Raw genomic sequence first — 24,652 nt, 5'->3', positions numbered from 1 at the left:
GAAAGGACGAGCGGCAGGCGCGGCCGGACTCGGACGGTGCTCGCGGTCGCGGCACCGTGTCCAGCCTCTTTCGCTGAGCCCGGGCGCCGCGCCGTCGAGCTGCTTGGCTCGCTGATCCGCCCGCCGTGGATGGCGAGCCGGTGCCGATGCGCGGCCAGCGCGGCTACTACAGCGTCGGCGATAGCCGTGGCGGCGATCTCTCGTACCCTAGTCCACTGTGGTCGGATCGTCGCGGAAGTAGTTGGTGAACAGCACGGGATCGTGTTGCTGCGCGCGGCCGAGGCGGTCGCCGCCTCGCTCGCCGGGGAGGAGCGTCTGCCGCGCCGGCCGCCAGGGTCTCCGGCAGCCGGCGCGGGTCGACCGCGGCAGGGTTACCGGGCCGCGTGCGGAGTCAGCAGATCGTTGAGCCAGGGCAGGACCGCGGACCGCGGATCGACCGATCGGGGCAGGAGTCCGTTGGCTGCCAGCAGTTCCGCCGCGTGGTGTTGTTCGGCGAGGAATTCTTCGGTCACCGGGTTGAGTCCGAACGGACGGCCGCGCAGGGCGTGCTCCCAGCGGTCCAGGTCCGCCGTCGAGGTCGTTCCCGCGTCTTCGGCGAAGTAGCGGGCGGCTTCTCTGGGGTTGGCCGTGATCCACGCGTCGGACTCTTGCAGCGAGCGGACGATTTCGGTGAGTTCGTCGCGATGGTTCTCGGCGAAGTCGCGGCGGGTGAACCACAGTGAGGGATGGCTGAACAGACCTTCGGTCTCGATCAGGGTCCGGACGGGACCCTCCTGTTCGACCGCGGCCAAAGCCGGGTAAGCCCCGACCCAGGCGTCGAGGTCGCCGGAGCGGAACGCGGACGGCCCGTCGTGCACCGAGGTGTCGACCGGTTCGATGTCGGACCAGGACAGTCCGGCTCGTTCCAGGGCGAACAGCAGGAGCGTGGTCTGCCAGGAACCGTGTGCGATGCCTACGCGGCGGCCCCGGAGGTCGGCGACGGACCGGATGGGTGATTCCGGCTTGACCACCAGCCTGCCGTTTTCCACCCGTGGACCGGAGATACCGACGTAGACGAGATCACGGCCGTGGGCGAGGCCGGTCACGGGCGGGGTGAAGCCGGTGCCGATGAAGTCGTACCCGCCCGGTTCGAACAGCCAGTCCGAGTGCAGGGTCGGCAGCGCGGTCTTCGGGTCGACCGGCGGTTTCGCGGGCAGGGTGCGCAGGTCGACCCATTCGACGCCGGGCAGCCGGCGTTCCAGGATGCCGCGGTGGCGGAGGACGAACAGCGAGTTGTTGTGGGGGAAGTAACCGACTCGAACGGTCATGGTGTGTGCTCCTCAGTGTTCGGGGATCAGGCCGAGGCGGCGTGCCTCGTCGACGAGTCCGCTTCGGCTCCACTGCGCGACCAGGTTGGTCGGGTCGAACTCGACCGACCCGCCCAGTCCTTCGGCGATCGCCTGGAACTGCGCGCCCTCTTCGAGCAGCACGATGAACTTCGCGGTTTCCAGCAGGCCGTCGCGGCCGAGGACGTTGATGCCGCCGTTGGCCTCGAAGATCGCGACCAGATGCGGGTCCTCCCGCAGTCGTTCCAGGATGAATTCGCTCGCCGGCCGGCTGCGGTCGATATGCGGCGGGATCTCGCGCGACAGGGTGAGTCGTTGGGACGCGGCGTAGCGGATCGGCAGGGTGCGGTGGGTCTGTGCCCATCCGCCGAGCCACGGCGTGTGGACGTGCACCACCGTGGTGATCTCCGGATGTTCGCGGAAGACCTTGCTGTAGCCGCCGATGAAGCCGGCGCGTCCGGTCCCGGACAGCACGGTGCCGTCGAACGTGGCGACGACGGGTTCCACTTCGCGGTCGTCGGCCCAGGGGCCGGGTTCGTTGAGGGCGACGGCGATCTCCTCGCCGGGCACCCGCTCCACGAAGTTCACGGTGCCGTTCGCCGAGGTGGTGCCGGTCTCCCGGAACACCCGGAACGCCTTTTCGGCGTCCCTGCGGGCGTTCTCGACGAATTCGGTGATGTTCGAATCGAGTGTGCTGGTCAACGGTCCTCCTGATCAGGCGACGGACGCGGGTGCGCGCAGGGTGGTGGGCCGGGTGAAGCGGGAACGGCCGAGCAGGGGGAGGACCTCTTCGCCTACCCGGTAGGCCTCCTCCAGATGCGGGTTGCCGGCGAGGATGAACGCGTCGACGCCGAGGTCGAGCAGTTGGTCGAGGCGCTCGGCGACCTGCGCGTAGCTGCCGACGAGCCCGAACGCCGGGCCGCCGCGCAGCAACGAGAACCCGGCCCAGACGTTCGGCTGGACCTCGACGTCGCGGTAACCGGTGATGGTGGACGGCACCCAGCCCTTGATTCGGCCCGCGCCGACGGAGTCGCCTTGAGCCTGCCGGTTCGCGATCTCCGGGTCGACGTGGCGCCAGCCCTTCTCGATCTCGGCCCACGCGGCTTCCTCGGTGTGCCGGGCGAGGATGTCGATGCGCACCGCGAACTTCGGGGTGCGGCCGAGTTTCGCGGCGTGCGCCCGGACGCCGTCGAACTTCCGCTCGAGGTCGGCGAACGGCTCCAGCCACGACAGGTAGTAGTCGGAGTGCAGACCTGCCGCGTTCACGGCCGCCGCCGACGAGCCGGAGAAGTAGATCTCCGGGAAGGGTTCGCCGACGAGGTGCTCAGGCAGCGAGGCGCCCCGAGCGGAGAAGAACCGGCCGTCGAAGTCGTACGGCTCTCCCCGCCACACTCCTTTGAGGACGTGGAGGAACTCCGACGTACGGGCGTAGCGATCGTCGTGGTCGACCTTGTCGCCCCACCACAGCTGGGCGGGCCCGCCGCCACCGGAGATGATGTTGTAGACGAGGCGGCCGCCGGTGGCGCGTTGCAGGCTCGCCGACATGCGTGCCGCCTGCAGCGGATGCAGGAAACCCGGCTGGAACGCGACCATGAAGCGGTAGGTGCTGGTCTCCTTGGCGAGCGCGGCCGACAACGCCCACGGGTCTTCCGTGCCGGGGAAGGAGGGCAGCAGCCCGCCGAGGAATCCGGCCGCTTCCGACGCCTTGGCCACCGCCGCGGCGTGGTCGATGTAGGCGTATCCGTCGGGCTCGCCGTCGCGCAGGGCCGGTGCGATGTTGCCCGGGCCGAGTCCGCCCCAGTCGCCGCGGTTGCGGATCTTCGGAGTGCGCAGCGAGGCGTGGTCGCCGCCCATGCCGATGCGCCAGTAGACGTCCACGGTCATGCGCTTGCTCCTGTCGGTGTCCGGCCGGCCGGGGCGGCGAGATGGAGGACGTGCTCGCCCGCCCGGTGGATCTCTTCGATACTGGGGTGTCCACTGAGGACGAACGTGGTGATGCCGGCACCCTCGTACTCGGCCAGTTGCTCCGCCACCTGCCGGTAGCTGCCGACCAGCCCGATCGGGGTGCGATACCCGATCCGGTCGAAGCCGTCGAACCTCGTCCCGTCCAGCGCGCGGGAGCGGACGTCGTGTTCGGTGGCGGCCGGGTCGATCTCGCGCCACAGGCGCAGCACTCGGGCCCAGGCCTCGTGCTCGTCCTCCCTGGCGATGATCGGCAGCACCAGTCCGGCCCGTACCGTCCGGCCATGGCTCCCGGCGTCGGTGTGGAGCGCGCGGACGCTCGGCGCGAGGTCCGATGTGGACGCGGGGAAGAGGTGCACGTCTCCGTGGGCTGCCGACAGGGCGATCGCCTCCGGTGACGTCCCGGAAAGGTGCACCACCGGGAACGGACGGCCGTCTGCCGCTTCGTCGAAGCCGCCCGACCGTACGTGGTAGTACGTGCCGTCGTGGTCGAACTCCCCGCCGTCGAACCCGCCGGGCGAGGCGCCGCGCCCGGTCCAGGCACCACGGGCGACGGTGAGGAACTCGGCGGCGCGTTCGTACCGCTCGGCGCGGCCGAGGCGGTCACCGCGTTGCCGGTCGTCCTCGGGATCGGTGTCGACCCGCACCAGCCAGTCGAGCCTGTTTGCGCCGAGGCGCTGCAACGTCAACGACATCTTCGCCGCGTACACCGGGGTGGCGAAGGACGGTGTGAACTCCACGGTCACCCGGCTGTGCCGGGTGTGGCGCAGCGCGCCGCCCGCCACGATCCACGACTCCTCGCCGCGCGGGTCGTATGGGGCGACCATACCGTCCAAACCGGACAGTTCGGCCGCGTCGATCACTTGGTGCAGATGGTCGAAGCCGGCACGCTGCCACAGGTTCGGATCCGCGCGGCGGCCGTCGCCGCGGGCGGGCAGCTCCCACAGGAACCGGGTCATGCCGCCCGCTCCTGTGCGACCAGTGCCTTCGCCTGCTCCAGGGGTTCGTGCGCCACCCACGAGCCGAGATCGAAGTCCGCGGCGAGGAAACCGTGTGTGTAGAGGAACTGCTTCTGTACCCCGAGCAGTTCGATCCGCTCGGCGGACAGCTCCGGGTGCAGGGTGCGATGGAATTCCTCGCCGTAGGCAGCGACGACGCCCTCCGGTCCGGAGAACGTCTCGCGGGCGAGCACGGCGCGGACCTCGTCGAGGTGGCCGGCGGCCCAGTCCGCGGCACGCAGGCTCGCCGCGAGGAAGCCGACCACCGACTCGGGCCGGTGCTCCAGGAGGTCGGCGTGCACGGTGATGGGGCGGGGCGTGCCGTTGTTGACCCGGCCCCGGCGGGTGGTGGCGGTGTCGAGATCGACCGCGACCCGCAGCCCCTGTTCCCGTGCCACTTCGGCCGCCCGGGCGCCCTTCACGTAGATCGCGTCGACGTCACCGGCCAGCAACTCGGCCACACCCCAGGTGGTGCCGCGGGTGGCTCGGCCACGTACCTGGGGGTCACGGTTCACGTCGACCTCGGTCACCGTGACGTCGGCGAGGGTGCGGCCCGCCAGGCGCAGGGCGTTCGAGAACCCGTGCAGCGCCATCGCCCTCGGGAAGCTGCGGGCCTGATCCGCGGCCCACGCCGGGATGCCGATCCGCGCGCCGGCGAGACCGGCGGCGTCCGTGATAGGGGAGTCGCCCGCGACGAGGATGGCCTGTGCCTCGTCGATCCAGGTCAGCCCGATGAGCCGGGTGGGCGAGCCCTGGGCGCGGGCGGCGATGGCGGGTACGTTGCCGCCTTCGCGGATCAGCCCGCGTAACCGGTGGTCGTAGTGGTGGACGGCGATTTCGGGTGCGGCGTCCTGAAGGATCGCCAGGGGAAGGCCGTGGTCGCCCGCGTTGTCGGCGAGCCAGCCGAGGCTGTGGGCGAGACCGCTGGCCGTGGGTACCGGGCAGCGGGTGTACCAGAGCTGGTCGATGGTCTGCTCAGTCGTGATGGTCATGGGTGTCCTCCGAGGGGATCGGGACGCCGCCGACGCCGAGCTCGGCGAGGAAGGCGGCGCGGTAGTCGAGTGCTGCGGGGTCGGTGCGGTCACGGGGCCGGGGCAGGTCGACGACGACGTCGTGCCCGAACCGTCCTTTGTGGAGTACCAGCACCCGGTCGGCGAGCCGGATCGCCTCGTCGACGTCGTGGGTCACGAGCAGGACCGCGGGCCGATGGTGGGCCACGAGGTCGCCGACCAGATCCTGCATGCGCAACCGGGTCAGCGCGTCGAGCGCGGCGAACGGCTCGTCGAGCAACAGCAGCTCCGGCTCGCGCACCAGCGCCCTGGCGAGCGCGACGCGTTGCGCCTCACCGCCGGAAAGCGTGGCGGGCCAGGCACGGTGCTTGTCCGCGAGGTTCACCTCGGCGAGCGCGCGGCGCCCGTTGTCCTTGGTCTGCCTGCCGTGCGGCTGGCCGATGACCACATTGGACAGTACGCGTTTGGAGGGGATCAGCCGTGGTTCCTGGTAGACGACGGTCCGTTGCCGGGGAACCAGGATCTCCCCGGTGTCCGGCCGTTCGAGCCCGAGCAGCAGCCGAAGCAGGGTGGTCTTGCCGGTGCCGCTGGGGCCGAGCAGCACGACGAACTCGCCCCGCCTGATCTCCAGATCGACGCCGTCCAGCACGGTCTTCTCGCCGAAGCTCTTGCTCACGCCGGAAAGCGACACCGCGAGTTCGGTGGTCGTATCCGTCATCGCGCCGCCACCCCCGCCCGCCACGGCATCGCGAACCGCTCCAGCACCCGGACCGCCGCGTCGAACACCAGGCCCAGGACGGCGTAGAGCACCACGCACAGCACCATGTAGTCGGTGCGGTTGTACTCCTGGGCCAGGCTGACCAGGTAGCCGATGCCTTCCCGGGTGCCGACCTGCTCGGCCGCGATGAGCCCGGTGACACTGATCGACAGGCAGATCCGCAGGGCCATCAGCACCGCGGGAAGCGCCGAAGGAAGGATGGTCCCGAACACCAGCCGCGGCCCGCGCAACCCGAAACTCCTCGCCGCCTCCAGCATCTTCCGGTCGACGTTGCGGACGCCGAGATAGGTGTAGGCGTACATCGGCGCGACGGTGGCGACCGCGATCAGCAGCACCTTGAACGTCTCGTCGATGCCGAACCACGCGATGAACAGCGGCACGAGCGCGAGGAACGGGATGGCGCGGTTGATCTGCATGGTCGCGTCGATCAGTTCCTCGCCGAGCGCGGACAGTCCGGCCAGGACACCGAAAAGGAGTCCGAACGCGACACCGAGCGACACTCCGGCCGCCGCGCGTTGCAGGGAGGCGAGGGTGAAGTCCACCAGCTGACCGGTCCGGAACAGCTCGACGAACGCGTTCCACACCTTCGGCGGCCCCGGCAGGACCTGTTCGGAGATCCCGCCTGTGGCCGTTCCGATCCACCACAGGGCGACGAGCAGCAGCGGAACGGCGATGCGCAAGGGAATCGACGACCAGCGCCGCCGTCGTCCGCTTCCTCGGTATTCGGGCCGCACGAGGCCCGGCGGCTCGGTGCGTACCGGTCCGGGTGTGGTGACGATGCTCATTTCGCCGCCTTCTGGTGCTCGGTGAGCTTGGCTGGCAGGTCGTAGACGACGTCCGCCGCGGTGATAGTCCGCGTGGTCACCTTGTTCGCCGAGAACAGGTTCGCGACCGATTCGAGGTCGCGCAGGTCTTTTTCGTCGGGGTACCGGGGAACCGTGGCCTGCCCGCCCAGTGCCAGCGCACGCCGCAGCCGATCGCCCGACAGCGCGCGAGGACCGGCCTTCTCGAAGACGTTCTCGAAGTCCTCCGGGTTGTCCCGTTGCTGCCGGGTCAGCTGCTGCAACGTCTCCAGGTACTTGGCCGCGACATCCGGCCGCGAGTCCAGCACCTCGGTGCGGAACGCGACGATCGTGTTGTCGACCGAGCCGATGCTCTGCTCGGTGGCGATCTCCACGCCGCCGTTCGCTTTCGCCTCTTGGTAAGGCTCGTTGAACGACGCCCACGCGTCGACCTGGCCGGTGGCGAACGCCGAGGTCGCGTCGGCTTGCTGCAACGGCACCCGTTCGACCTGGTCGACGGGCACACCGGCCTGGGCCAGTGCCAGCAGCGTGATGTACTCGCCCTTCCCCGCCGGGTTCACCGCGATCCGCTTGCCCGCCAGGTCGCGCACCGACTTGATACCCGACTTCGGCGAGGCCAGGATGCCGCTCTGGTCCTTGCCGACCGGGTCGGCGACGGCGATGATCCGGACACCGACATCCTTGGACAGTGCGCCGATCACCGGGCTGTACGCGCCACCGGAGACGTCGAGTTGCTTGGTGTTGAACAGTTTCAGGTTCGAGCTGAAGCCCGGTGTGCTGGGGACCCATTCGATGCGGGCACCCAGCGGTGCCAAGGCCTTGTCGAACGTCTCGTCCCGTTTGCCGACCGCGAGCGGACCGGCGTTTCCGGGATCGGTGACCTTGAGCGTGAAGGTGCCGCCGGTGTCCTGGCCTGCGCCGGCACACGCGGTGATCAGCGCGAGGAGGGCGACGAGTGCGAGCGTGAGTCTGGAATTCCGGCTGCGGGGCATGGAGGTGACTCCTGGGGAGTGGGGACCCGGTTCGGATGGCCCGGTCGAGATGGGCGCAACGCTAACCACGCCGCCTCAAGGGATCCAGACGTTCCACAGAATGGAAAACCAGCCCGGCCCTTCTGGCACAGATGGCGCGAACGGCGAAAGTCCTTCCACTGTTTGGAATACTGTTACGCTGGTCCGCATGGCGCGAGACGGTGGTGACGGCGTCCAGACCGTGGCGAGGGCACTGGCGGTTCTCGGGTGTTTTCGTGGTGGCGGCGAGCTGGGGATCACCGAGCTCTCCCGCCGGGTGGAGCTCCCGGCCAGCACGACGCATCGTCTGGTGACGGCGCTCATCGGTGCCGGTTTCCTGGAGAAGAGCCCGACTTCGAACCGGTACCGGATCGGGGGCGCACTCGCGGAGTACGGGCAGATCGCGTACCGGCAGCACCGGATCTACCTCGTCGAGCCCCACCTCGAACAACTCGCGACCACCACCGGGGCGTCCGCGTCGATCGCGGTCCGGCACGGCAACGACATGGTGCTGCTGGGCACCAGCCGCTGGCGGGAGGCGGACGGGCACGAGCTCCAGGGGCTCCGGATCCCGCTCCACGCCAGTGCGCTGGGCAGGGCACTGCTCGCGTGGTCCGATGTGTCGGAGGACGAGCTGGCGCGACTTCCGTTCACCGAAGGTACCGAACGCGCGCCCACGGATCCGGCCGGGCTGGCCAAGGAACTCGCGCTGACCCGCGAACGCGGATGGGCCTTCAACGACGAGGAACTGGCCGCCGGTTTCCGCACTATCGGTATCCCGCTGCGCGACGGGGAAGGCCGTACTCGGTTCGCTCTCGGATTGCGCGGCACGACGGCTCTGATGATCCCCGAACGGCTGCCCTTCTTCGTGGACCTGGCCAAAGTCACGGCAGACGAGATCGCCGCGGTGCTTTTCGAGAGCTGACAAGGAATCTCAGCTGGCCGGCCCGCCGACGAGTACGGACCAGCCGCCGTCGACGCGGAGCACCGTGCCGGTGGCCGGGCGGAGCGCGGGATCGGCGGCCAGCGCCACCGCGGCGGCGACGTCCTCGGGTTCGAGGATCCTGCCCAGTACCGATTCCCTGGCAAGGACTTCGCCGCGGTCGCCGTCCAGCAGCCCGGCCGTCGCCGGCGTCCGGACCGCTCCGGGCGCGACGACCAGAGCGCAGACGCCGTCGCGCCCGCTCTCCGCGGCGACGTGACGGGCGAAGGTGGCCAGCGCGGATTTCGCGGTGCCGTGGGCTAGACGGCCTTCACCGACGTAATCCGCCGCGGTACTGCCGATGTACACGAGCCGGCCGTCGCCTTGGGCCCGCATCGGCTCCAGAACGCGTTTGGTGATGTGGAAGGCGCCGGCGAGTTCGCCGGTCATCTTGGCGGCGAAATCGTTCCAGGACAGGGAGATCAGCGGGGCGAAGGGAGGCGGGGCGGTGTTCGCGTTGACGACGACGGTGTCGATCCGGCCGTGTCGGGCCAGAACGCCGGCAATCAGCGCTTCGACCGCGGCGGGGTCGGTGACGTCGGCCCGGGCGCTCGACGCCGCGCCGCCCGCCGCCTCGATGTCCTCGACGACTCCGGCCGCGCCGTCGGAGTCGGTGCGGTAGTTGACGATCACGTGGTGGCCTCGTGCCCCCAGGTGCCGGGCGATGGCCGCACCCAGCCCGCGGGCGGCGCCGGTGACGATGGTCGTGGTCGGCACGGGTTCCTCCTTGGTCGTGAGCAGGTCACTAACCTAAGGAGAGCGCGGGTTCGGGCGGAAGGCGCTCACGTCGCGGTGCGGTGCTCACCCGGAGGTGAGCACCCAGTCCAGGAAACCGGGGGAGAAGCGGTGAGTGACGTGTTCCACAAGGAGTGCCCGGCGCGAGAGGTGCTCGGACATCTCGCGGGGAGGTGGGCGATCCTCGTGCTCACCGCCTTGCTGCGCGGGCCACACCGTTACCACGAACTGCGGGCTGTGGTCGCTGGGATCAGCGACAAGAGCCTGACGGCCACGCTCCGGGCGCTGCGACAGGACGGTTTGGTGCGTCGTGAGGTCGGTACGGAACAACCTCCTTCGGTGACGTACTCGGTGACCGAACTGGGGCGTGGTGCCGCGGCGGCGTTGACCCCACTGCTGGACTGGATCCGAGCGAACGCGGTGGAGATCACCTCACGTCCGGACCTGGATCCGGCCGGCGAGCGATGACGGCCGGTCAGCCGAACCGGACTTCGGGAATCGCCGTCATCAGCCGTTCCCAATCGGGATACCGGGCGAGCTTGCCTTCGTAGACGGCGGAGATCTTCGCGGCCAGATCCGGATCGGGGTCGTCGGTGACGGCGACCCCGACGTGCAACTTGGCGTAGTGCGGGAGGATCTCCGGGTCTCCGGCCAGATGGACCGGGTCGTACATGTAGCGCTCGAGCGCGTCGAGGTCGGCGAGTCCGAAGGAATAGCCGTGGGTGTAGCCCTCGGCCGGATCGCCGAGAAGCCTGCCGACGGTGGAATGCGCCACCGACTCCACCGCCGCGGTCCGGCGGATCAACTCCAAGGCGTGGGCCTTCTGTTCCTCGGTGCTCTCCTCGCGGAACGCGAAGCGCATGAACTGGACGATCAAGACTTCCTCCACTACTTTGAACCCGTGAGTTCAAAGTAGTGAACGGACGGGTTCAGGTGCAACACCGGATTTCGAAGCGGCAACAGATCTTGGACGTGGCCTTCACGGTCTTCGCGCGCCGTGGTTACGCGCGGGCGTCGGTCCAGGAGATCGCGGACGAGGCGAAGGTCGCGAAACCCACCGTCTACAACCATTTCGGTGACAAGGAGACGCTGTTCCGCGGCGCCATGGCGGCTGCCGCCGATGGCGTCGCCGCTGACTCGCTCGACGCCATCGAGCCGCTCCGTGACGCCGGGGCCGACGTCCGCGAGACTCTCGGAACCGCGGCTTCCCGGCTGCTGCGGATCTGCTCTGGTGAGCGTTCGCACGCGCTCCGGTCCCTGGCACACGCCGAACTGGCCACGTTCCCGGAGCTGGCGGTCGCGATGCAGGAACGCACGTCGGCGCACCTGATCGAGGCGCTGGCCGACCGGTTCGCTCACCTCGTCCTCTCCGGCGCTCTTCGTTCGTGTGATCCGGCCAGGGCCGCCGAGCACTTCCTGGCACTGCTGATCGGGCCGCTGGAGTCACGCTCCCGCCTGGGGACGCGCACTCTTCCGGAGGATGAGCTCGACGCCATCGCGGAATCGGGCGTCGACACGTTCGTGCGCGCGTACGGTCCGTAGGCGAAACGCCGGGTTCGTCCAAAGAGGATCCGGATCTGCTGGTGGCCGACGAGCCGACCAGCGCGCTCGACGTCACCATCCAAGCCCGGATCCTCGAGCTCCTGCGGAGCTTGCAGAGCGAACTCGGGTTCGCCTGCCTGTTCATCAGCCACGACCTCGCCGTCGTCGAACAGCTCGCCGACCGGGTCGCGGTGATGCACCGGGGCCACGTCGTGGAGCAGGGACCGACGAAGGAGGTGCTCACCGACCCGGTGCATCCCTACACCCACCGCCTGCTGTCGGCCGCGCCGGTCGCCGACCCCGCGGCACAACGGCGGCGGCGTGAAACCTGGCGACGACTCCGGGCCGACGATCCCGTTCCGCCGAGCAGGAGTTCTTTGCACGCTTAGGACGCACATGGTCGAAAGCCGCTGTCAGCGAGGGCGAGCGGGAGTCGTGAGCAGTCCGTCGATGGTGTAGGCGACGAGTCGTGCCGCTGGACCGACGAGACGCCGTGGTGCGGGCGTGGTTGGCGTGGTTCTGGTGGCTGAGTGTATGGAGTGAGTGATGAGTCTCCGGTTCGCGATGGTGTTCGCGACGATGGCCGCCATGGCGATGCTGCTGGGCGGCTGCAGTCTGTTCCTTCCCAGCAAGGACCCGGCTCCGGCTGCTCAGAAGACCGAGATGGCGTCCGCCGGACCGGTGGTCGACGCGGTGAAGGGCGCGCCTCCCGAGTTCCTCCAGGTCGAGGTGGGCGCGAACCAGGACGGGCTGACCACGGGAGTCGTGGTCGACGCCGAGGTTCCTCTCGGATATGTGGTCACGGGGGAGAAGCTCAAGACCTTGCTCGTCGCGGTGTGGAATTCCTCCGACCGGAAGCCTGCTTTCGTGAAGTTCAATCCGTGGTCGACCTATGAGGGCAAGACGGGCGCGATCAAGGCGTCGCTTCGAACCCTGTTCGACAACGTGCGAGTCTGCAGCGGGATACTCAAATCGGTCTGCGGAGGCTACGTCCCGAAGCCTGAGCCGAGCACGCGAAGGCGTAGTTCGTGAAGCACCTGCTGCGAGACTTCCTGGTCGATGCCTGATGGTTCGGCAGGCGCGCCTGCGGAGACGATCACTGCGGCGACGTCGTGGAGCTTGACGTTCGCGTGCTGCGAGACCTCACGCAGTGCGGCGAAGGCCTGGTTGCCAGTCCAGTTGCGCAGGAGCATGAGCATCCCCTTGGCATGTTCGATCACTGGTTGTGATGCCAAGGCCGTATGTAGTTGGCCGATCTCGTTCTTCAGCTCGGCAGGCTCATCTGACGCGCTCACCTGCCTATCTTTGCCTACACACGATCGCATCGAGACAGGGCCTGGCGCCTCTTCGGCACCCGATCCGGTCGATGGCGGCCGATGACGAAGCCCCACGGCTCTGCCGTGAGGCTTCGGGTGCGGTTACGCCCTGCTGCAGGGTGAACGGCGCGAGGTAAGCCCGCGAGGACAGTGTCGAACTGGGCGCGTGTGGCTTCGCCGCTTTCGTACACCTGGATCCCTCTGCCCTCGCCGGTCTCGGTGACCAGAAGAACCCCTCCGAACCTGGAAACTTCCCATACCTCGCCGTCGACGGCTTCGCAGCACGACACATCGGGGACAGCGTGCGTGGGTTCGATCAGCTGGCCGTTAACGGCTTTGTCGTACTGCTGCGCTTCCTGCATGACGCCGGTCTCGCCGTAGGCGACGTTGTCATCGCTGAGGGTGGCTTCGCGGACTCGTGACGAACGAGGCTTCGTCGGCGGTCCCGGCGTATTCGGCCGACTGAGCTTCCACACGAGGCTGGGCCGGCCGGCACTGTGGACGGTGCCCGGCCTGACGTCCTTCGCCCACAGCGTCGCACCTGGCGGCTCCCGCCGTGCGCGGCCTACGTCGCCAAATCGCCTTCGTCCCGGGTCGATGGTGCGGAACTTGCGGGTTTCGCAGTGTGCAGTGCCTCGACGACCAGTCCAGGTCCGTCGGAGCAACGACGGGGCGTGGACCGTGCGGGCGGCAGGTCACGGGTTCGGAACCCGCGGTGTCCCGGAGACGCAGCTGTCCACGAAGTAGTCCCCGTGCAGTGAGATCCAATCCGCCGTGGCACTGTACGGCTCGTCCCACGGCGCACCACCGGTAAACCGCTTGAGGTTGTTCAAGCACGTCTCAGGCGTAGGAACCGTGAGCTCGGCGAGCAGCGTGAGGTGCGCCCCGGCGCCCAGCTCGCCTGCCCTGCGAAGCTCCACCATCTTCTGTTCCTCGCTCATCATCGCCATCGACGAGCACGACGAGATCAGTAGCACCATCGCACCGACCACCGCGCGCCCCCATTTCGTGGTCATGTCTGCAAGTCAAGCAGTACGGCGTCGTCCGGGGAAACGCGAAGTCGTCCCTATCACCTTCACCGCCGTCGTACCCATCGTCATGGACGTCCGATACCTGACCAGGCGCGTACGAAGCGAAGAACGGCATGCACCGTAGAGGGTTCGTCCAGCTGTGGTTTTGGTCCGCTGTGTTGTCAGCCGTTGCTGGAGGGGGCGAGTTCCAAAGCGGGCGGCGTCGACCGATGCCGCGCAACGGGGGAACATCCGGGACTCCCGGGCCCTGGCCGGGTGGCTGATCACCACCGCCCGGCGAGAAGCCCAGCGTCTCCGCCAGGGCGCGGCGCGGACGGGGCCGCTGACCGACGACCTGGTCGAGACCGCGATCAGCGGCGATCCCGCCCCTGACGAGCAGACCCCGCGCGCCGAGCGTGACCGGAGGCTCTGGCGCGCCTTCGTGAAGCTCCCGAAGCGAGACCAGGAGCTGCTGCGGCTCCTGGTGGTCAACAAGGCCTCCCACAAGGAGGTCACCGAGGCGATGGGCCTGTCCGTCGGCTCGGTCGGGCCCACTCGCGGCCGGGCGGTGGGGCGCCTGCGGAAACTGCTCGAGGACGAGGAGGCCACGCATCCCGTCGACGCTGCCCTCGTCGACCGCCTGCGCGCGGCCGGCTTCACCGGCCCGGAGTTCGACCAGTTCGCCGAGCTGGTCATCGCCCACGCCCAGCCCCTCGTCCAGACCTGGATCACCACCGGCGACATCTTCCGCAAGGCCACCCATGCCGGCCACACGATGCTCCGCATGCCCGACCACCTCACTGCCGGTGAAGCCGGGGGCCTCGCCCAGGACACCGTCTTCGCCGCCTGGACCACGCTCAAGTGCGTCTACATGGCGATCATGAGCCTGGACCCGACCGGCACCGGCCGCAAACGCTGGACCATGCGGTGGAAACCCGCGTTAAACGCCTTCGAGATCGCCTTCGACGGCCGACTCGCCGCCGGACGCAAGTAGTTTCCTTCAACCCGAGTTACACCGTTCGTTTGACAGACCCGTCGGTTTCAGCTGCGACCCAGCGGATCGCGCCTCCGTCGACACTGCCGCTTCGGTATCGGCCGGCTCCGCGATCCGGTGAGGTCGAGCCGGATCGGGATGCCGAGATCAGTGCGCTTGCTGACGTCGGCGGGGTGGCGGTGTGAACCAGGGAGCCGATGGCATTGCGGTCCGAGGCCGGACTCGGACCGAGACCGGACGCGAACCTGGCCGACTCTCCACTGTGCGCGGTCTGGACGTGTCGAGGTTGGGCTTGACGATCGTTCCTATCACCTTCCGGCAGGCCTGCGATTTCATCGCCGCGCATCACCGACACCATCGGCCGCCGCGCGGGATGAAGTTCGCGGTGGGCGTCGCTCAGGAGACCGAACTCGTCGGTGTGGCGATCGTCGGGCGGCCGGTTGCCCGCCACCTCGATGACGGGGTTAGCGTTGAGGTCACGCGCACCTGTACGACAGGGGCCCGCAACGCCAACTCCAAGCTGTACGGAGTCTCGTGGCGCGTCGCGCGGACACTCGGCTTTCAGCGTCTGATCACCTACACCCAGGACGGCGAGAGTGGCGCGAGTCTGCGTGCGGCGGGGTTCCGTCCGGTCGCGGACCTTCGGCCGCGGCCTGGTTGGTCCACTGTGTCGCGCCCCCGTGAGTCGCGCGGCGTCGACGGGATCCGGCGAACGCGGTGGGAGATCCGGGCTGAGCGGTAGTTCACGCGATCGGGTAGGTCGGCCGAGTCTTTCAGGTTTGCCTTGTGCGCCAGCTGTTTCAGCTGGTACAGCTGGCGATCGGCCGACGCCACCGCGTCTGATCAGCTGATCCGTTGTCACGAGCCCTCACGTCTGCGGGCGCCGAAACCATCCTGCGCCGCAGACGTGGCAGGGCTGAACCGCGCCGCCCGCATCACTGGAGGAGGTGAATTGTTGTGACGGACGACAGTCCGCGCGTGAGCGCTTCCGCGCTGGATTCCGTCGATGGCGGTGCGGCGTTGGCGGCTTCGATCCGGGAGCTCGCCAGTGCGATCCGCGCGTTGGCGGAGCGCGCGCCGCGCGATCCCGACGCGCTGCTGACGGCAGAGGACGTTGAAGGACCGGGCCGCGGCTGGAGCGTTCCCGCATCGCCGGTTCGGCAAGCACTACCGGTTCAGCCGGGAGGACGTCGCGGAGATCGTGCGGCTGACTAGGAGCGAGGTTCGTTCGTATCGCGGTGGCATGCGTGCGGCGTGAGCGTCGGCCGTTCTGTTCAATCCCGGGGTGATCCGGGAGTCCGCTCGACGAAGAGAGAGTGTTCGATATGGCCTATGCGCAACCGACTGGCGGTAGCACGCCAGGGTGGCGTGCTCGGTTCAAACGTCCTGATGGGACGTGGGGGAGCCGAGCCGGATTCAACTCAGAGAAGGCAGCCGAGGCGTGGGGTGTTGAGCAGGAGGCGTTGATTCGGCGCAACTTGTGGCTGGACCCGCGTGAGGCGGAGATGTTGTTCGGCGTGTTCGCCGAGGAGTTCATGGAGGCGGTCGGCCCGCGGCTAGAACCGACGACATTGGCTAAGTACCGGTCCTTCCTGGACAACCATCTGCTGCCGCAGTGGTCGTCCTGGCCGCTGGCCGGGATCTTCAACAGCTACGTGGAGATCGAGAAGTGGCTGTCGGAGTTGCACGAGGACTACGCGGATTCGTCGGTGGCGTCGATTTTCTCGTTGTTCTCCACGATCCTGGGCGCAGCGGTCAAGGCGAGGAAGATCCCGGCCAACCCGTGCGCAGGGATCCGGGTCACCTCGGGCGAGTTCGAGGTGGAGAACCTCGTCGCGACACCGGTGCAGGCACTCCGTGCCTCGATGCGGCTGTATGAGAGCGGGCTCGGGCTCGCAGGGTTCGTACTCGGGCTGCTCGACTTCTACACCGGGTCACGCTGGGGCGAGTTGGTCGGTCAGCAGCGCCACGAGTACGACAGCGAGGCGCGCTCGATCCAGATCCGCGAGCCGTTGAAAGAGATCGGCGGACGCCTCTTCAAAGGCGGCCGCAGAGTCGACACTTCGAGGCTCGCTGATCTCGGTCTGCGGCCGACTCGCCCGGTGACACCGAGACGACAGGGCGGCCGGGCGAAGAAGGGCCGGACCAAGACACCGGCTGGTACGCGAAGCGTGGAACTGCCGCCGAGTATCGCGGTTTTCTACGAAGAGCTGATCGACAGCCACAGCTTCCCGTTCGTGTTGTGCAGTGCTGAGGGAGCGCCGCTTCGACGGTCGAACTTCCGTAACCGGTACTGGCGCCCGGTATGGGATGGCAGTGACGCTGAACACACGCGGTCTGTGGAAGTGGTGCAGCCGATCCTGCCGACGTTCACCTTCCACGAAGGACGGCACAGCCACAGCACCTGGCTGGCCGAGGACGGCATCCCCGAAGTCGCCCGGCGGGCACGGCTGGGGCAGAAGATGAAGGGCATCGCACGGGTCTACGACCACGTGACCCCGTTGATGCGCCGTCAGATCCTGCAAGCGCTCGAGACCCGGTGGATCGGCTCGCTGGTCGCGCTCACCCCGAGCGAGCGGACCAAGCTGGGGGAGTGGTTCCCGCACCTGCACGCCACCTTCCGTGACGGGCAGTTGGAGACGGCCCCGAAGGCCATCGCCTTTTCATCGCCTTTTTACGACTGAAGCCCCGCCCCTCCGAGGAGGAGCAGGGCTTCTGACCTGCGAAATAGATGGTGCGCGATACTGGGATTGAACCAGTGACCTCTTCCGTGTCAGGGAAGCGCTCTCCCGCTGAGCTAATCGCGCGAGGTGGAGACGGGATTCGAACCCGTGTACACGGCTTTGCAGGCCGTTGCCTCGCCTCTCGGCCACTCCACCGTGACAGGCCCGAGAGGGCCTTCCGAGCGGATGACGGGATTCGAACCCGCGACCCTCACCTTGGCAAGGTGATGCGCTACCAGCTGCGCTACATCCGCACATCCTCGGTCCGGTCCAGAGGTCAGAACCTTTCGGCTTTGTCCCTCACCCCGTCGCCGTGGTGTGTGTGAACACTATCCGACCCCGGAATCGGCCCTGCAACCGGGGTGCCACTTGCTGTTCGCAAGCCCGTCATCAGGCCAGATCGTTGGGGATCAGGTGTGTGAGGGCGTCGTCGACGTCGACCCACAGGTGCTCGTTGCCCGGAAGCACGACGTCGTAGGTCCGGTCGAGGAAGTCGGCCAGCTCCTGGGCGGACGCCTCGAACATGGCGTGCCCGGACGGCGAGTTCAGTTCGATGAGGACGGACTCGGGGTCTTCGACGGAGGGGCGGATGCGGACGTCACCGTCGCCGGCGTCGGCCAGGAGGCCGTCGGCGAGGAGATCGCGCGCGTAGACCCACTCGACCCAGCCGGCGCGGCCGGTGCGGAAGGCGGCGACGACCGCGTAGGGGTCGCGTGTGTCGTATCGCAGTTCCACCTTGACCGGAACCGCGGGTGTCCGCGGTGCCAGGAGGTCGAACACCGCCGTCGAGCGGAGCGTCACGTGATCGTTGCGCATCGTCCTACCCTTCGTCTCCTTCCCGGCCCGGTCGAACCGAGTGGCGATGATGTGACGTTTCGGCCGGCCGATTGGAACGCGGTTTTGCCGCAGATCACCCGGTTGGGGCCATCCGGCCCCGGCTCCCTACTTCGTCACCCCATCATCACCCGCGCGACGCGCAGCCCTACATGCGCCCTGCAGGCAGTCCACATGTACATACTGCGCGGTTTAGTCGTCACGCGATAGCACCGTCGCACGAATGTCGAAACGCGTCGCAGGCGGCCCCCGGCCAGGACAACCCCGGCTAGCTCGTGGTTGTTCGCTCCGTATTTGCTGGTGAGCGGAGTGTGGTCGGAGGGAACCACCCGTTTGCAGGCCCTCTAAAGTCGTGGGGTAGAGTTCCCCGGGACACCGCGAGCGGGCGATTAGCTCAGCGGGAGAGCGCTTCGTTCACACCGAAGAGGTCACTGGTTCGATCCCAGTATCGCCCACCGGATGAAGGCCCTGGACCATTGGTCCGGGGCCTTGATTCATTCCTGTACACCAAGGGGCGCGGGGCCGTCCGGAGGCATTCGATCCCCAGGTCGGACGCGGGTTATGTGGGGACGGTACTTCTACCGTCGCGGGCCGGGTCGCCGTAGCGGCTGAATGCACTCGGTGCGGCGGGGGTGGTGGGGGCGCCGCCGGTCCGAAGAGTCCTGAAGCCGTGATTCCGGCCCGTGTGGACATTCGCCGGGGACCTCCCGTCGCGCCGCGAAAACGTCACATGATCCGTCCATCGAGACGACATTGTGATCCTCGGCACGATGACCTCCGTCGAAAGGTCCAGACCACGGTGAAAGTGATGCAGGGCATGGGCGAGCGGCTCACTCGTCCGGCTGCGGCGGGGAAGTCGCCGTGACACCGGCGTGATGTGACGAAACGCCACTCCGGTGACCGATTGACAAGGTAGATCCGCCCGCGGTGGGGACGGCTCGTGCGCCGAGGTCCTCCGGGGGCGTGAAATCCACAGTGGACCGGCCGGAGATCGACTTCGCCGGACCGTCCACTGTGGAACTTTCGGGGCCATTCGGCCGATCGGGGGCGTGCTGCCCCGAGTGGCCGGGAAAGCTGCGAATTCGTGACTACTTTGAGTAGTTGTTCGGAGGATACGGTCTATTACCCATCGTCATCATCTTGTTATCAACGCGGCATTCATTTGCCGGAAACTCGCGCAGGATGTGGCTGGAAATCCTTGTAACGAAGGCCGGAGAGCGGCCGATACCTTGGCGTGTGTCGCCCCATCGGCCGCTGAAGGATCTTGAGAATCGATCACTCTTCGAAATCGCTCTCATTTACTCAGCGTGTTGATCCGGCGTTCGGGAATCCCCACTCCGGGAGGTCTGATGGAAGAGTCGGTGCGGCCGTCGTCCACCGTTAACGGGACGCCGCAGCACATCGACCTTCAGTCGATCCCGCTCCCCCCGCAAAGGGGTGCGGGCAATGCCGCGGCGGTCGACACGACGTCGGCGCGGCCGCCGTACGCGGCTTGGGAATCGCGCTACCGTGCCTGGGTCATCGGTAGTGACGTTTTCACGGCCTTCGTGCTCATCCTGATGAGCGCCTTCTTGATCGATCGATCCGATCCACACGACATGCACGCGCTCGGTACCGCGGCCGCCTTCCTGTTCGGGCTTTCGGTCTGCCGCGCCTGGAGCCCGCGAGTGCTGGGCGAAGGCGCGGAGGAGTACCGGACGCTGGGCCGGGGCCTGGTGGCCACCGCGGTCCTCGTCGCGCTGGGCGGCCTGCTCTTCGGCGCGCTCGCCGTCCAGCCCTGGGTGTTCATCGTCGTCCCGATGATCTCGGTCTTCATGTTCCTGCAGCGGTACGCGCTGAGGCAGGTGCTGCACCGGCGCAGACGGCTCGGTGAGTGCCTGCTGCCGGTGCTCGCGGCGGGAAGTCCCGACACGGTCGCCGATCTCATCGCCCGCACCAAGGCCGATCCTCACGTCGGCTGGCGGGTGGAAGCGGTCTGCACGTACTCCGGCGCCGGCGCGGAGCGGGGGAGCGGCGAGGTGGAGGGTGTCCCGGTCGTCGGGAAGCTCGACGACCTCGCGGGCCACGTCCGCCGTGGCGGCTACCGGGTGGTCGCCGTGACGGCCGACCAGCACTGGAACCCGAAACGGCTCCAGCGGCTCGCCTGGGACCTGGAAGGGACCTCCGCGGAGATGGTGGTCGCCCCGATGCTGATGGAGGTCGCCGGTCCCCGGCTGAACGTCTCCGGTGTGCTCGGCATGCCGCTGCTGCGAGTCAGCGCGCCGCAGTTCACCGGTGGCCGCCGTTTCGTCAAGGAAGTGCTCGACCGGTTCGGTTCCGCGCTGCTGCTCACCCTGGTTTCCCCGCTGTTGCTCACGATCGCGGTCGCGATCAAGCTCGACGACCGTGGCCCGGTGATCTACCGGCAGCGCCGCGTCGGCCGCGACGGCCACACCTTCACCATGCTCAAGTTCCGCACGATGGTCACGAACGCGGACAAGCTCAAGCAGGACCTCCAGGAGGAGAACGAGGGCGCGGGACCGCTGTTCAAGATGCGGAAGGATCCCCGCGTCACGAAGGTCGGCTCCATGCTTCGCCGGTACTCGCTCGACGAACTGCCACAGCTGCTCAACGTCGTGAGCGGTCGGATGTCGCTCGTCGGTCCCCGCCCGCCGTTGCCGGAGGAGACCGTGAAGTACGCGCCCGACGCGCGCCGCCGTCTGCTGGTCAAGCCGGGGCTCACCGGGCTCTGGCAGGTCAGCGGGCGCAGCGACCTCAGCTGGGCCGAGAGCATCCGGCTCGACCTGCGTTACGTCGAAGACTGGTCCCTCGCCCTCGACCTGGTGATCCTGTGGAAGACCTTCCGGGCCGTGGTGCAGGGACGCGGGGCCTACTGATCCTTCCGCCGCATCACACTCGACGGCCGTCGTCCTCCGGGACGGCGGCCGTTCCTGTGATCGACCGCACACCCAGAGGTAGTTGAGCGAGAAATAGTTCAGCGCTCAACTAGGTTGTGGCGAGTACAGGAAGCGTACGGAAGGAAGATCCACCCATGACCACCAGCGTTGAGCCGACCGAAGCCTTGAACCTCCCGCAGGACGTTCAGGACCTGTTGTTCCGCGAGGCCCGCACCGCGAACAGCTTCAGCGACGAGCCGGTGACCGACGAGCAGATCCGCGCGATCTACGAGCTGGTCAAGTGGGCCCCGACGTCGATGAACAACCAGCCGCTGCGCGCGCTGGTCATCCGCACCGAAGAGGGCAAGAAGCGCCTCTCCCCGCTGATGTCCGAGGGCAACCGCGCCAAGACCGAGACCGCGCCGGTGACCGTCGTGCTGGCCGCCGACACCGAGTTCCACGAGAACCTGCCGCGCACCTTCCCGCACTTCCCGGGCGCCAAGGACCTGTTCGCCGACGAGGCGGGCCGCGTCGAGACCGCCAAGCTCAACGCGCTGCTCCAGGTCGGCTACTTCATCATCGGCGTCCGCGCCGCCGGGCTGGCCGCCGGCCCGATGACCGGCTTCGACGCCGAGGGCATCGACAAGGAGTTCTTCGCGGACAAGGCGTGGAAGTCCCTCGTCGTGATCAACGTCGGCAAGCCGGGCGACAACCCCTGGTTCGACCGCCTGCCGCGGCTGGACTTCGACGAGGTCGTCGAGACCGTCTGACCTCGCCGCTCAATACGCGAAGGCCTTCTTCCGATGGGAAGGAGGCCTTCGTGGTGTTAGGGGTAATGCGCGTGAGCCGCGCCGCGCCTGACGACTAACATCACACGAAACATCCGTTTACACGCGAGGAGTCCATCGTGTCCCAGCCGTCGTCAGTAGCAGCCGCAACCGCCTCGCGCGTGGTGGTACCGGCGGGCACTACGGCGGGCACCGCGGTCCGCGAAGCCGGGCTGCCGACCAAGGGGCCGGACACGATCGTCGTCGTGCGCGACGCCGAGGGGAACCTCCGCGACCTCTCCTGGGCCCCGGAGTCCGAGGTCGAGGTCGAAGCCGTCGCGGCAAGCACCGAGGACGGGCGCAGCGTCATCCGCCACTCGGCCGCCCACGTGCTCGCCCAGGCCGTGCAGCAGCAGTTCCCGCAGGCCAAGCTCGGCATCGGCCCGCCGGTCAAGGACGGCTTCTACTACGACTTCGCCGTCGACACCCCGTTCACCCCGGAAGACCTGCAAGCGCTCGAAAAGCGCATGAAGCAGATCGTGAAGGGCGCGCAGCAGTTCTCCCGCCGGGTCTTCGACTCGGTCGACGAGGCCAAGAAGGAACTGGCCGACGAGCCGTTCAAGCTCGAACTCGTCGACATCAAGTCCGATGTGGACACTTCCGAGGTGATGGAGGTCGGCGGCGGCGAGCTGACCATCTACGACAACCTCGACCCGCGCACCAAGGAGCGCGTGTGGAGCGACCTCTGCCGCGGCCCGCACGTGCCGACCACCAAGTTCATCCCGGCGTTCAAGCTCACCCGCGTCGCCGCGGCGTACTGGCGCGGCGACGACAAGAACCCGCAGCTGCAGCGGATCTACGGCACCGCTTGGGAATCCGCCGAGGCGCAGGACGTCTACCTGGAGCGCCTCGCCGAAGCCGAACGGCGCGATCACCGCAAGCTCGGCGTCGAGCTGGACCTGTTCTCCTTCCCCGACGAGATCGGCTCGGGGCTGCCGGTGTTCCACCCCAAGGGCGGGATCATCCGGCAGGAGATGGAGAACTACTCGCGTCAGCGGCACGTCGAGGCGGGGTACGACTTCGTCTACTCGCCGCACATCACCAAGGGCGCGCTCTTCGAGACCTCCGGTCACCTCGACTGGTACCGCGACGGCATGTACCCGGCGATGCACCTCGACGCCGAGCACAACGAGGACGGTTCGGTCCGCAAGCCCGGCCAGGACTACTACCTCAAGCCGATGAACTGCCCGTTCCACGACCTGATCTTCCGCTCGCGCGGGCGTTCCTACCGGGAACTTCCGCTGCGGATGTTCGAGTTCGGCTCCGTGTACCGCTACGAGAAGTCCGGCGTGATCCACGGCCTGACCCGTGTCCGCGGTATGACGCAGGACGACGCGCACATCTTCTGCACCCTGGAACAGGTCCCCGGTGAGCTGAAGTCCCTTTTGGACTTCGTGCTGAACCTGTTGCGCGACTACGGTCTCGACGACTTCTACCTCGAACTGTCCACCCGGAACGAAGACAAGTACATCGGCTCCGAAGAGGTCTGGGCCGAGGCGACCGAGGTGCTGCGCACCGCCGCCGTGGACTCCGGGCTGGAACTGGTGCCGGACCCGGGCGGCGCGGCGTTCTACGGGCCGAAGATCTCCGTGCAGGCCAAGGACGCGCTGGGCCGCACCTGGCAGATGTCGACCATCCAGCTGGACTTCATGCTGCCGGAGAAGTTCGAGCTGGAGTACACCGCGGGCGACGGCAGTCGCCAGCGCCCGGTGATGATCCACCGCGCGCTGTTCGGCTCGATCGAGCGGTTCTTCGGCGTGCTGACCGAGCACTACGCGGGCGCGTTCCCGGCGTGGCTGTCGCCGGTCCAGGTGGTCGGCATCCCGATCACCGAGGACCAGGTCGAGCACCTGCGCGGGGTCGAGAAGGCGCTGCGGGCCAAGGGGATCCGGGTCGACGTCGACGCGAGCGGCGACCGGATGCAGAAGAAGATCCGCACCCACACCACGCAGAAGGTGCCCTTCATGCTCCTGGCGGGCGCGAAGGACGTCGAGGCGGGCGCGGTGTCGTTCCGGTTCCGCGACGGCGGCCAGATCAACAGCGTCCCGGTGGCCGACGCGGTCGAGGCGATCGCCGGCTGGGTCCAGCGCCGGGAGAACTCCTCGCCGACCGTGGCGGGCTTGGAGGCGGTACTCCGGTGACGGGCCCCGATGGCCCCGAAGTCGTCGGACAGGACGGTGTGGGGGTCCCGGACGCGTTGCAGCGCCTGTGGACCCCGCATCGGCTCGCCTACGTGCAAGGGGTGAAGAAGCCCGACGAGGGCTGTCCGTTCTGCCATCTCCCGGAGAAGAGCGACGAGGAAGCGCTGATCCTCGCGCGCGGGAAGACCGTGTACGCGGTGCTGAACCTGTACCCGTACAACCCCGGTCACCTGATGGCCGTGCCGTACCGCCATGTCGCGGACTACACGGATCTGACGGCGGAAGAGACCACCGAGGTGGCGGAGTTCACCCAGCACGCGATGCGGGTGATCCGGGAGGTGTCCTCGGCGCACGGGTTCAACATCGGGATGAACCAGGGCGTGATCGCCGGCGCGGGAATCGCCGCGCACCTGCACCAGCACGTGGTGCCTCGGTGGGGTGGCGACGCGAACTTCATGCCGGTGATCGGGCACACGAAGGTGCTGCCGCAGTTGCTGGGGGAGACACGGCAACTGCTGGCGGACGCCTGGTAGCTCCGGGCTCGGCTTGGGTGCGGGTGGTCGTGAGTGGCGATTCGGGTTAGAGCCATCCGTCTCTCGGATACCTACTGTCGGGTCGGTTCCGTGTGACCGGAGGGACGACACCCGTGATCAGACGGACGACACGTGTGTCCAGACGGACGACTCGCGGCGACCCTTGGCTGCGAGCGTGCCGTCCGTCTGATCACGCGAGATCGCCTGTTCGCTTGCCGGCGTGGCTGCTTGGGATGTTGCGAAAGTGGCTTTC

Annotated in this window: 24 protein-coding genes, 4 tRNA genes and 3 pseudogenes; 15 read left to right on the top strand and 16 right to left on the bottom strand. The window is 67.9% G+C overall.

The features are described 5' to 3' along the window. Positions 1-371: 371 nt before the first annotated feature. Genes B0293_RS36865 through B0293_RS36830 form a run of 8 tightly spaced genes read right to left on the bottom strand, consistent with a single transcriptional unit; the run spans position 372 to position 7,868 of the window. Positions 372-1,307 carry an ABC transporter substrate-binding protein gene (locus tag B0293_RS36865; protein ID WP_005151621.1) on the bottom strand — a complete coding sequence of 312 codons (936 nt, stop codon included), beginning with the start codon at positions 1,305-1,307 and terminating at the stop codon, positions 372-374. A 12-nt stretch (positions 1,308-1,319) separates the two neighbouring features. After that, entirely contained in the window at positions 1,320-2,027 is a 708-nt protein-coding gene (locus B0293_RS36860; protein ID WP_005151623.1) for a class II aldolase/adducin family protein, read from the bottom strand. A gap of 12 nt (positions 2,028-2,039) precedes the next feature. Continuing rightward, positions 2,040-3,209, bottom strand: coding sequence for an LLM class flavin-dependent oxidoreductase (locus tag B0293_RS36855; protein ID WP_005151625.1), 1,170 nt, complete (start codon positions 3,207-3,209; stop codon positions 2,040-2,042). Next, on the bottom strand, positions 3,206-4,246 hold the full coding sequence (locus B0293_RS36850) for an LLM class flavin-dependent oxidoreductase (protein WP_039915649.1): 1,041 nt from the start codon (positions 4,244-4,246) through the stop codon (positions 3,206-3,208). The genes B0293_RS36855 and B0293_RS36850 overlap by 4 nt, the downstream gene beginning before the upstream one ends. Then, positions 4,243-5,277, bottom strand: coding sequence for an ABC transporter substrate-binding protein (locus B0293_RS36845; RefSeq protein ID WP_005151627.1), 1,035 nt, complete (start codon positions 5,275-5,277; stop codon positions 4,243-4,245). The genes B0293_RS36850 and B0293_RS36845 overlap by 4 nt, the downstream gene beginning before the upstream one ends. Further along, positions 5,261-6,013, bottom strand: coding sequence for an ABC transporter ATP-binding protein (locus tag B0293_RS36840; RefSeq protein ID WP_005151630.1), 753 nt, complete (start codon positions 6,011-6,013; stop codon positions 5,261-5,263). The genes B0293_RS36845 and B0293_RS36840 overlap by 17 nt, the downstream gene beginning before the upstream one ends. Further along, positions 6,010-6,858 (bottom strand): ABC transporter permease, encoded by an 849-nt coding sequence (locus tag B0293_RS36835; protein WP_005151632.1) that lies wholly within the window; start codon positions 6,856-6,858, stop codon positions 6,010-6,012. Before B0293_RS36835 ends, B0293_RS36840 begins: the two co-directional genes overlap by 4 nt. Next, complete coding sequence (locus B0293_RS36830; RefSeq protein ID WP_005151635.1) at positions 6,855-7,868, bottom strand: NrtA/SsuA/CpmA family ABC transporter substrate-binding protein; 1,014 nt, start codon at positions 7,866-7,868, stop codon at positions 6,855-6,857. The genes B0293_RS36835 and B0293_RS36830 overlap by 4 nt, the downstream gene beginning before the upstream one ends. 187 nt (positions 7,869-8,055) lie before the next feature. Here B0293_RS36830 and B0293_RS44990 point away from each other — a divergent pair, with 187 nt between their 5' ends. Beyond that, positions 8,056-8,811 carry an IclR family transcriptional regulator gene (locus B0293_RS44990; protein WP_005151637.1) on the top strand — a complete coding sequence of 252 codons (756 nt, stop codon included), beginning with the start codon at positions 8,056-8,058 and terminating at the stop codon, positions 8,809-8,811. 9 nt (positions 8,812-8,820) lie between these two features. Here B0293_RS44990 and B0293_RS36820 read toward each other — a convergent pair whose 3' ends face one another. After that, complete coding sequence (locus B0293_RS36820; protein WP_005151638.1) at positions 8,821-9,585, bottom strand: SDR family oxidoreductase; 765 nt, start codon at positions 9,583-9,585, stop codon at positions 8,821-8,823. A gap of 129 nt (positions 9,586-9,714) precedes the next feature. On the opposite strand from B0293_RS36820, the gene B0293_RS36815 reads away from it, so the two are divergent. After that, positions 9,715-10,071, top strand: a complete 357-nt coding sequence (locus B0293_RS36815) for a winged helix-turn-helix transcriptional regulator (RefSeq protein ID WP_005151639.1) — start codon at positions 9,715-9,717, stop codon at positions 10,069-10,071. 7 nt (positions 10,072-10,078) lie between these two features. Here the strand turns inward: B0293_RS36815 and B0293_RS36810 are convergent, their stop codons facing one another. Then, positions 10,079-10,480, bottom strand: coding sequence for a Dabb family protein (locus B0293_RS36810; RefSeq protein WP_039915700.1), 402 nt, complete (start codon positions 10,478-10,480; stop codon positions 10,079-10,081). Between the two features lie 95 nt (positions 10,481-10,575). On the opposite strand from B0293_RS36810, the gene B0293_RS36805 reads away from it, so the two are divergent. The 3 genes and pseudogenes from B0293_RS36805 (at position 10,576) to B0293_RS36795 (ending at position 12,177) form a co-directional block, all read left to right on the top strand. After that, the gene (locus B0293_RS36805; protein WP_143254723.1) at positions 10,576-11,145 is read left to right on the top strand and encodes a TetR/AcrR family transcriptional regulator; all 570 of its coding nucleotides are present in this window, start codon (positions 10,576-10,578) and stop codon (positions 11,143-11,145) included. A gap of 26 nt (positions 11,146-11,171) precedes the next feature. Beyond that, positions 11,172-11,534 (top strand): annotated as a pseudogene (locus B0293_RS36800) (ABC transporter ATP-binding protein); the annotation flags it as partial. A 157-nt stretch (positions 11,535-11,691) separates the two neighbouring features. Continuing rightward, on the top strand, positions 11,692-12,177 hold the full coding sequence (locus B0293_RS36795; RefSeq protein WP_005159149.1) for a hypothetical protein: 486 nt from the start codon (positions 11,692-11,694) through the stop codon (positions 12,175-12,177). On the opposite strand, the gene B0293_RS36790 is transcribed toward B0293_RS36795, so the two are convergent. After that, positions 12,132-12,440 (bottom strand): ANTAR domain-containing protein, encoded by a 309-nt coding sequence (locus tag B0293_RS36790; RefSeq protein WP_077241476.1) that lies wholly within the window; start codon positions 12,438-12,440, stop codon positions 12,132-12,134. The genes B0293_RS36795 and B0293_RS36790 overlap by 46 nt on opposite strands. Positions 12,441-13,156: 716 nt before the next feature. Then, positions 13,157-13,477: a hypothetical protein gene (locus B0293_RS36785; protein ID WP_005159138.1), complete on the bottom strand. Its 321-nt coding sequence runs from the start codon at positions 13,475-13,477 to the stop codon at positions 13,157-13,159. Between the two features lie 154 nt (positions 13,478-13,631). On the opposite strand from B0293_RS36785, the pseudogene B0293_RS44505 reads away from it, so the two are divergent. The 5 genes and pseudogenes from B0293_RS44505 to B0293_RS36765 all read left to right on the top strand — a co-directional run. Further along, positions 13,632-14,051: pseudogene (locus B0293_RS44505) on the top strand (RNA polymerase sigma factor); the annotation flags it as partial. Positions 14,052-14,327: 276 nt separating this feature from the next. Continuing rightward, positions 14,328-14,465 (top strand): annotated as a pseudogene (locus tag B0293_RS44500) (IS256 family transposase); the annotation flags it as partial. Positions 14,466-14,757: 292 nt separating this feature from the next. Next, complete coding sequence (locus B0293_RS36775; RefSeq protein WP_245820139.1) at positions 14,758-15,207, top strand: XF1762 family protein; 450 nt, start codon at positions 14,758-14,760, stop codon at positions 15,205-15,207. 372 nt (positions 15,208-15,579) lie between these two features. Then, on the top strand, positions 15,580-15,723 hold the full coding sequence (locus B0293_RS44495) for a hypothetical protein (RefSeq protein WP_005159134.1): 144 nt from the start codon (positions 15,580-15,582) through the stop codon (positions 15,721-15,723). A gap of 205 nt (positions 15,724-15,928) precedes the next feature. Next, positions 15,929-17,149: a tyrosine-type recombinase/integrase gene (locus tag B0293_RS36765; protein ID WP_245191970.1), complete on the top strand. Its 1,221-nt coding sequence runs from the start codon at positions 15,929-15,931 to the stop codon at positions 17,147-17,149. Between the two features lie 48 nt (positions 17,150-17,197). On the opposite strand, the gene B0293_RS36760 is transcribed toward B0293_RS36765, so the two are convergent. From B0293_RS36760 to B0293_RS36745, 4 genes are all read right to left on the bottom strand, one after another. Then, positions 17,198-17,272, bottom strand: a tRNA-Val gene (locus B0293_RS36760). A 1-nt stretch (position 17,273) separates the two neighbouring features. Further along, positions 17,274-17,344 (bottom strand) — tRNA-Cys (locus B0293_RS36755). Positions 17,345-17,369: 25 nt separating this feature from the next. After that, a tRNA-Gly gene (locus B0293_RS36750) sits at positions 17,370-17,442 on the bottom strand. 136 nt (positions 17,443-17,578) lie between these two features. Next, positions 17,579-18,004 (bottom strand): SsgA family sporulation/cell division regulator, encoded by a 426-nt coding sequence (locus tag B0293_RS36745; protein WP_005159130.1) that lies wholly within the window; start codon positions 18,002-18,004, stop codon positions 17,579-17,581. A gap of 401 nt (positions 18,005-18,405) precedes the next feature. Between B0293_RS36745 and B0293_RS36740 the strand changes: the two genes are divergently transcribed. From B0293_RS36740 to B0293_RS36720, 5 genes are all read left to right on the top strand, one after another. After that, positions 18,406-18,477, top strand: a tRNA-Val gene (locus tag B0293_RS36740). Positions 18,478-19,371: 894 nt separating this feature from the next. After that, positions 19,372-20,898 (top strand): sugar transferase, encoded by a 1,527-nt coding sequence (locus B0293_RS36735; RefSeq protein WP_005159124.1) that lies wholly within the window; start codon positions 19,372-19,374, stop codon positions 20,896-20,898. A 155-nt stretch (positions 20,899-21,053) separates the two neighbouring features. Then, positions 21,054-21,668, top strand: coding sequence for a malonic semialdehyde reductase (locus B0293_RS36730; protein ID WP_005159123.1), 615 nt, complete (start codon positions 21,054-21,056; stop codon positions 21,666-21,668). Between the two features lie 137 nt (positions 21,669-21,805). Next, positions 21,806-23,866 (top strand): threonine--tRNA ligase, encoded by a 2,061-nt coding sequence (thrS, locus tag B0293_RS36725; protein ID WP_039918518.1) that lies wholly within the window; start codon positions 21,806-21,808, stop codon positions 23,864-23,866. After that, positions 23,863-24,399, top strand: a complete 537-nt coding sequence (locus B0293_RS36720; RefSeq protein ID WP_005159121.1) for an HIT family protein — start codon at positions 23,863-23,865, stop codon at positions 24,397-24,399. Before thrS ends, B0293_RS36720 begins: the two co-directional genes overlap by 4 nt. The last annotated feature ends 253 nt before the right edge of the window (positions 24,400-24,652 follow it).

The sequence above is a fragment of the Amycolatopsis azurea DSM 43854 genome (assembly GCF_001995215.1).
GTDB classification, from domain to species: Bacteria; Actinomycetota; Actinomycetes; order Mycobacteriales; family Pseudonocardiaceae; genus Amycolatopsis; species Amycolatopsis azurea.
Note: the sequence above shows the minus strand (reverse complement) of the source record. Positions and strands in the feature narration are given on the sequence as shown.

Excerpts from the sequence above, each read along its gene's own strand:
- B0293_RS36745 (WP_005159130.1), bottom strand. The coding sequence starts at position 18,004 with ATGCGCAACGATCACGTGACGCTCCGCTCGACGGCGGTGTTCGACCTC.
- B0293_RS36840 (WP_005151630.1), bottom strand. The coding sequence starts at position 6,013 with ATGACGGATACGACCACCGAACTCGCGGTGTCGCTTTCCGGCGTGAGC.
- B0293_RS36730 (WP_005159123.1), top strand. The coding sequence starts at position 21,054 with ATGACCACCAGCGTTGAGCCGACCGAAGCCTTGAACCTCCCGCAGGAC.
- B0293_RS36865 (WP_005151621.1), bottom strand. The coding sequence starts at position 1,307 with ATGACCGTTCGAGTCGGTTACTTCCCCCACAACAACTCGCTGTTCGTC.
- B0293_RS36785 (WP_005159138.1), bottom strand. The coding sequence starts at position 13,477 with ATGACCACGAAATGGGGGCGCGCGGTGGTCGGTGCGATGGTGCTACTG.
- B0293_RS36855 (WP_005151625.1), bottom strand. The coding sequence starts at position 3,209 with ATGACCGTGGACGTCTACTGGCGCATCGGCATGGGCGGCGACCACGCC.
- B0293_RS36795 (WP_005159149.1), top strand. The coding sequence starts at position 11,692 with ATGAGTCTCCGGTTCGCGATGGTGTTCGCGACGATGGCCGCCATGGCG.
- B0293_RS36850 (WP_039915649.1), bottom strand. The coding sequence starts at position 4,246 with ATGACCCGGTTCCTGTGGGAGCTGCCCGCCCGCGGCGACGGCCGCCGC.
- B0293_RS44990 (WP_005151637.1), top strand. The coding sequence starts at position 8,056 with ATGGCGCGAGACGGTGGTGACGGCGTCCAGACCGTGGCGAGGGCACTG.
- B0293_RS36835 (WP_005151632.1), bottom strand. The coding sequence starts at position 6,858 with ATGAGCATCGTCACCACACCCGGACCGGTACGCACCGAGCCGCCGGGC.
- B0293_RS36830 (WP_005151635.1), bottom strand. The coding sequence starts at position 7,868 with ATGCCCCGCAGCCGGAATTCCAGACTCACGCTCGCACTCGTCGCCCTC.
- B0293_RS36735 (WP_005159124.1), top strand. The coding sequence starts at position 19,372 with ATGGAAGAGTCGGTGCGGCCGTCGTCCACCGTTAACGGGACGCCGCAG.
- B0293_RS36845 (WP_005151627.1), bottom strand. The coding sequence starts at position 5,277 with ATGACCATCACGACTGAGCAGACCATCGACCAGCTCTGGTACACCCGC.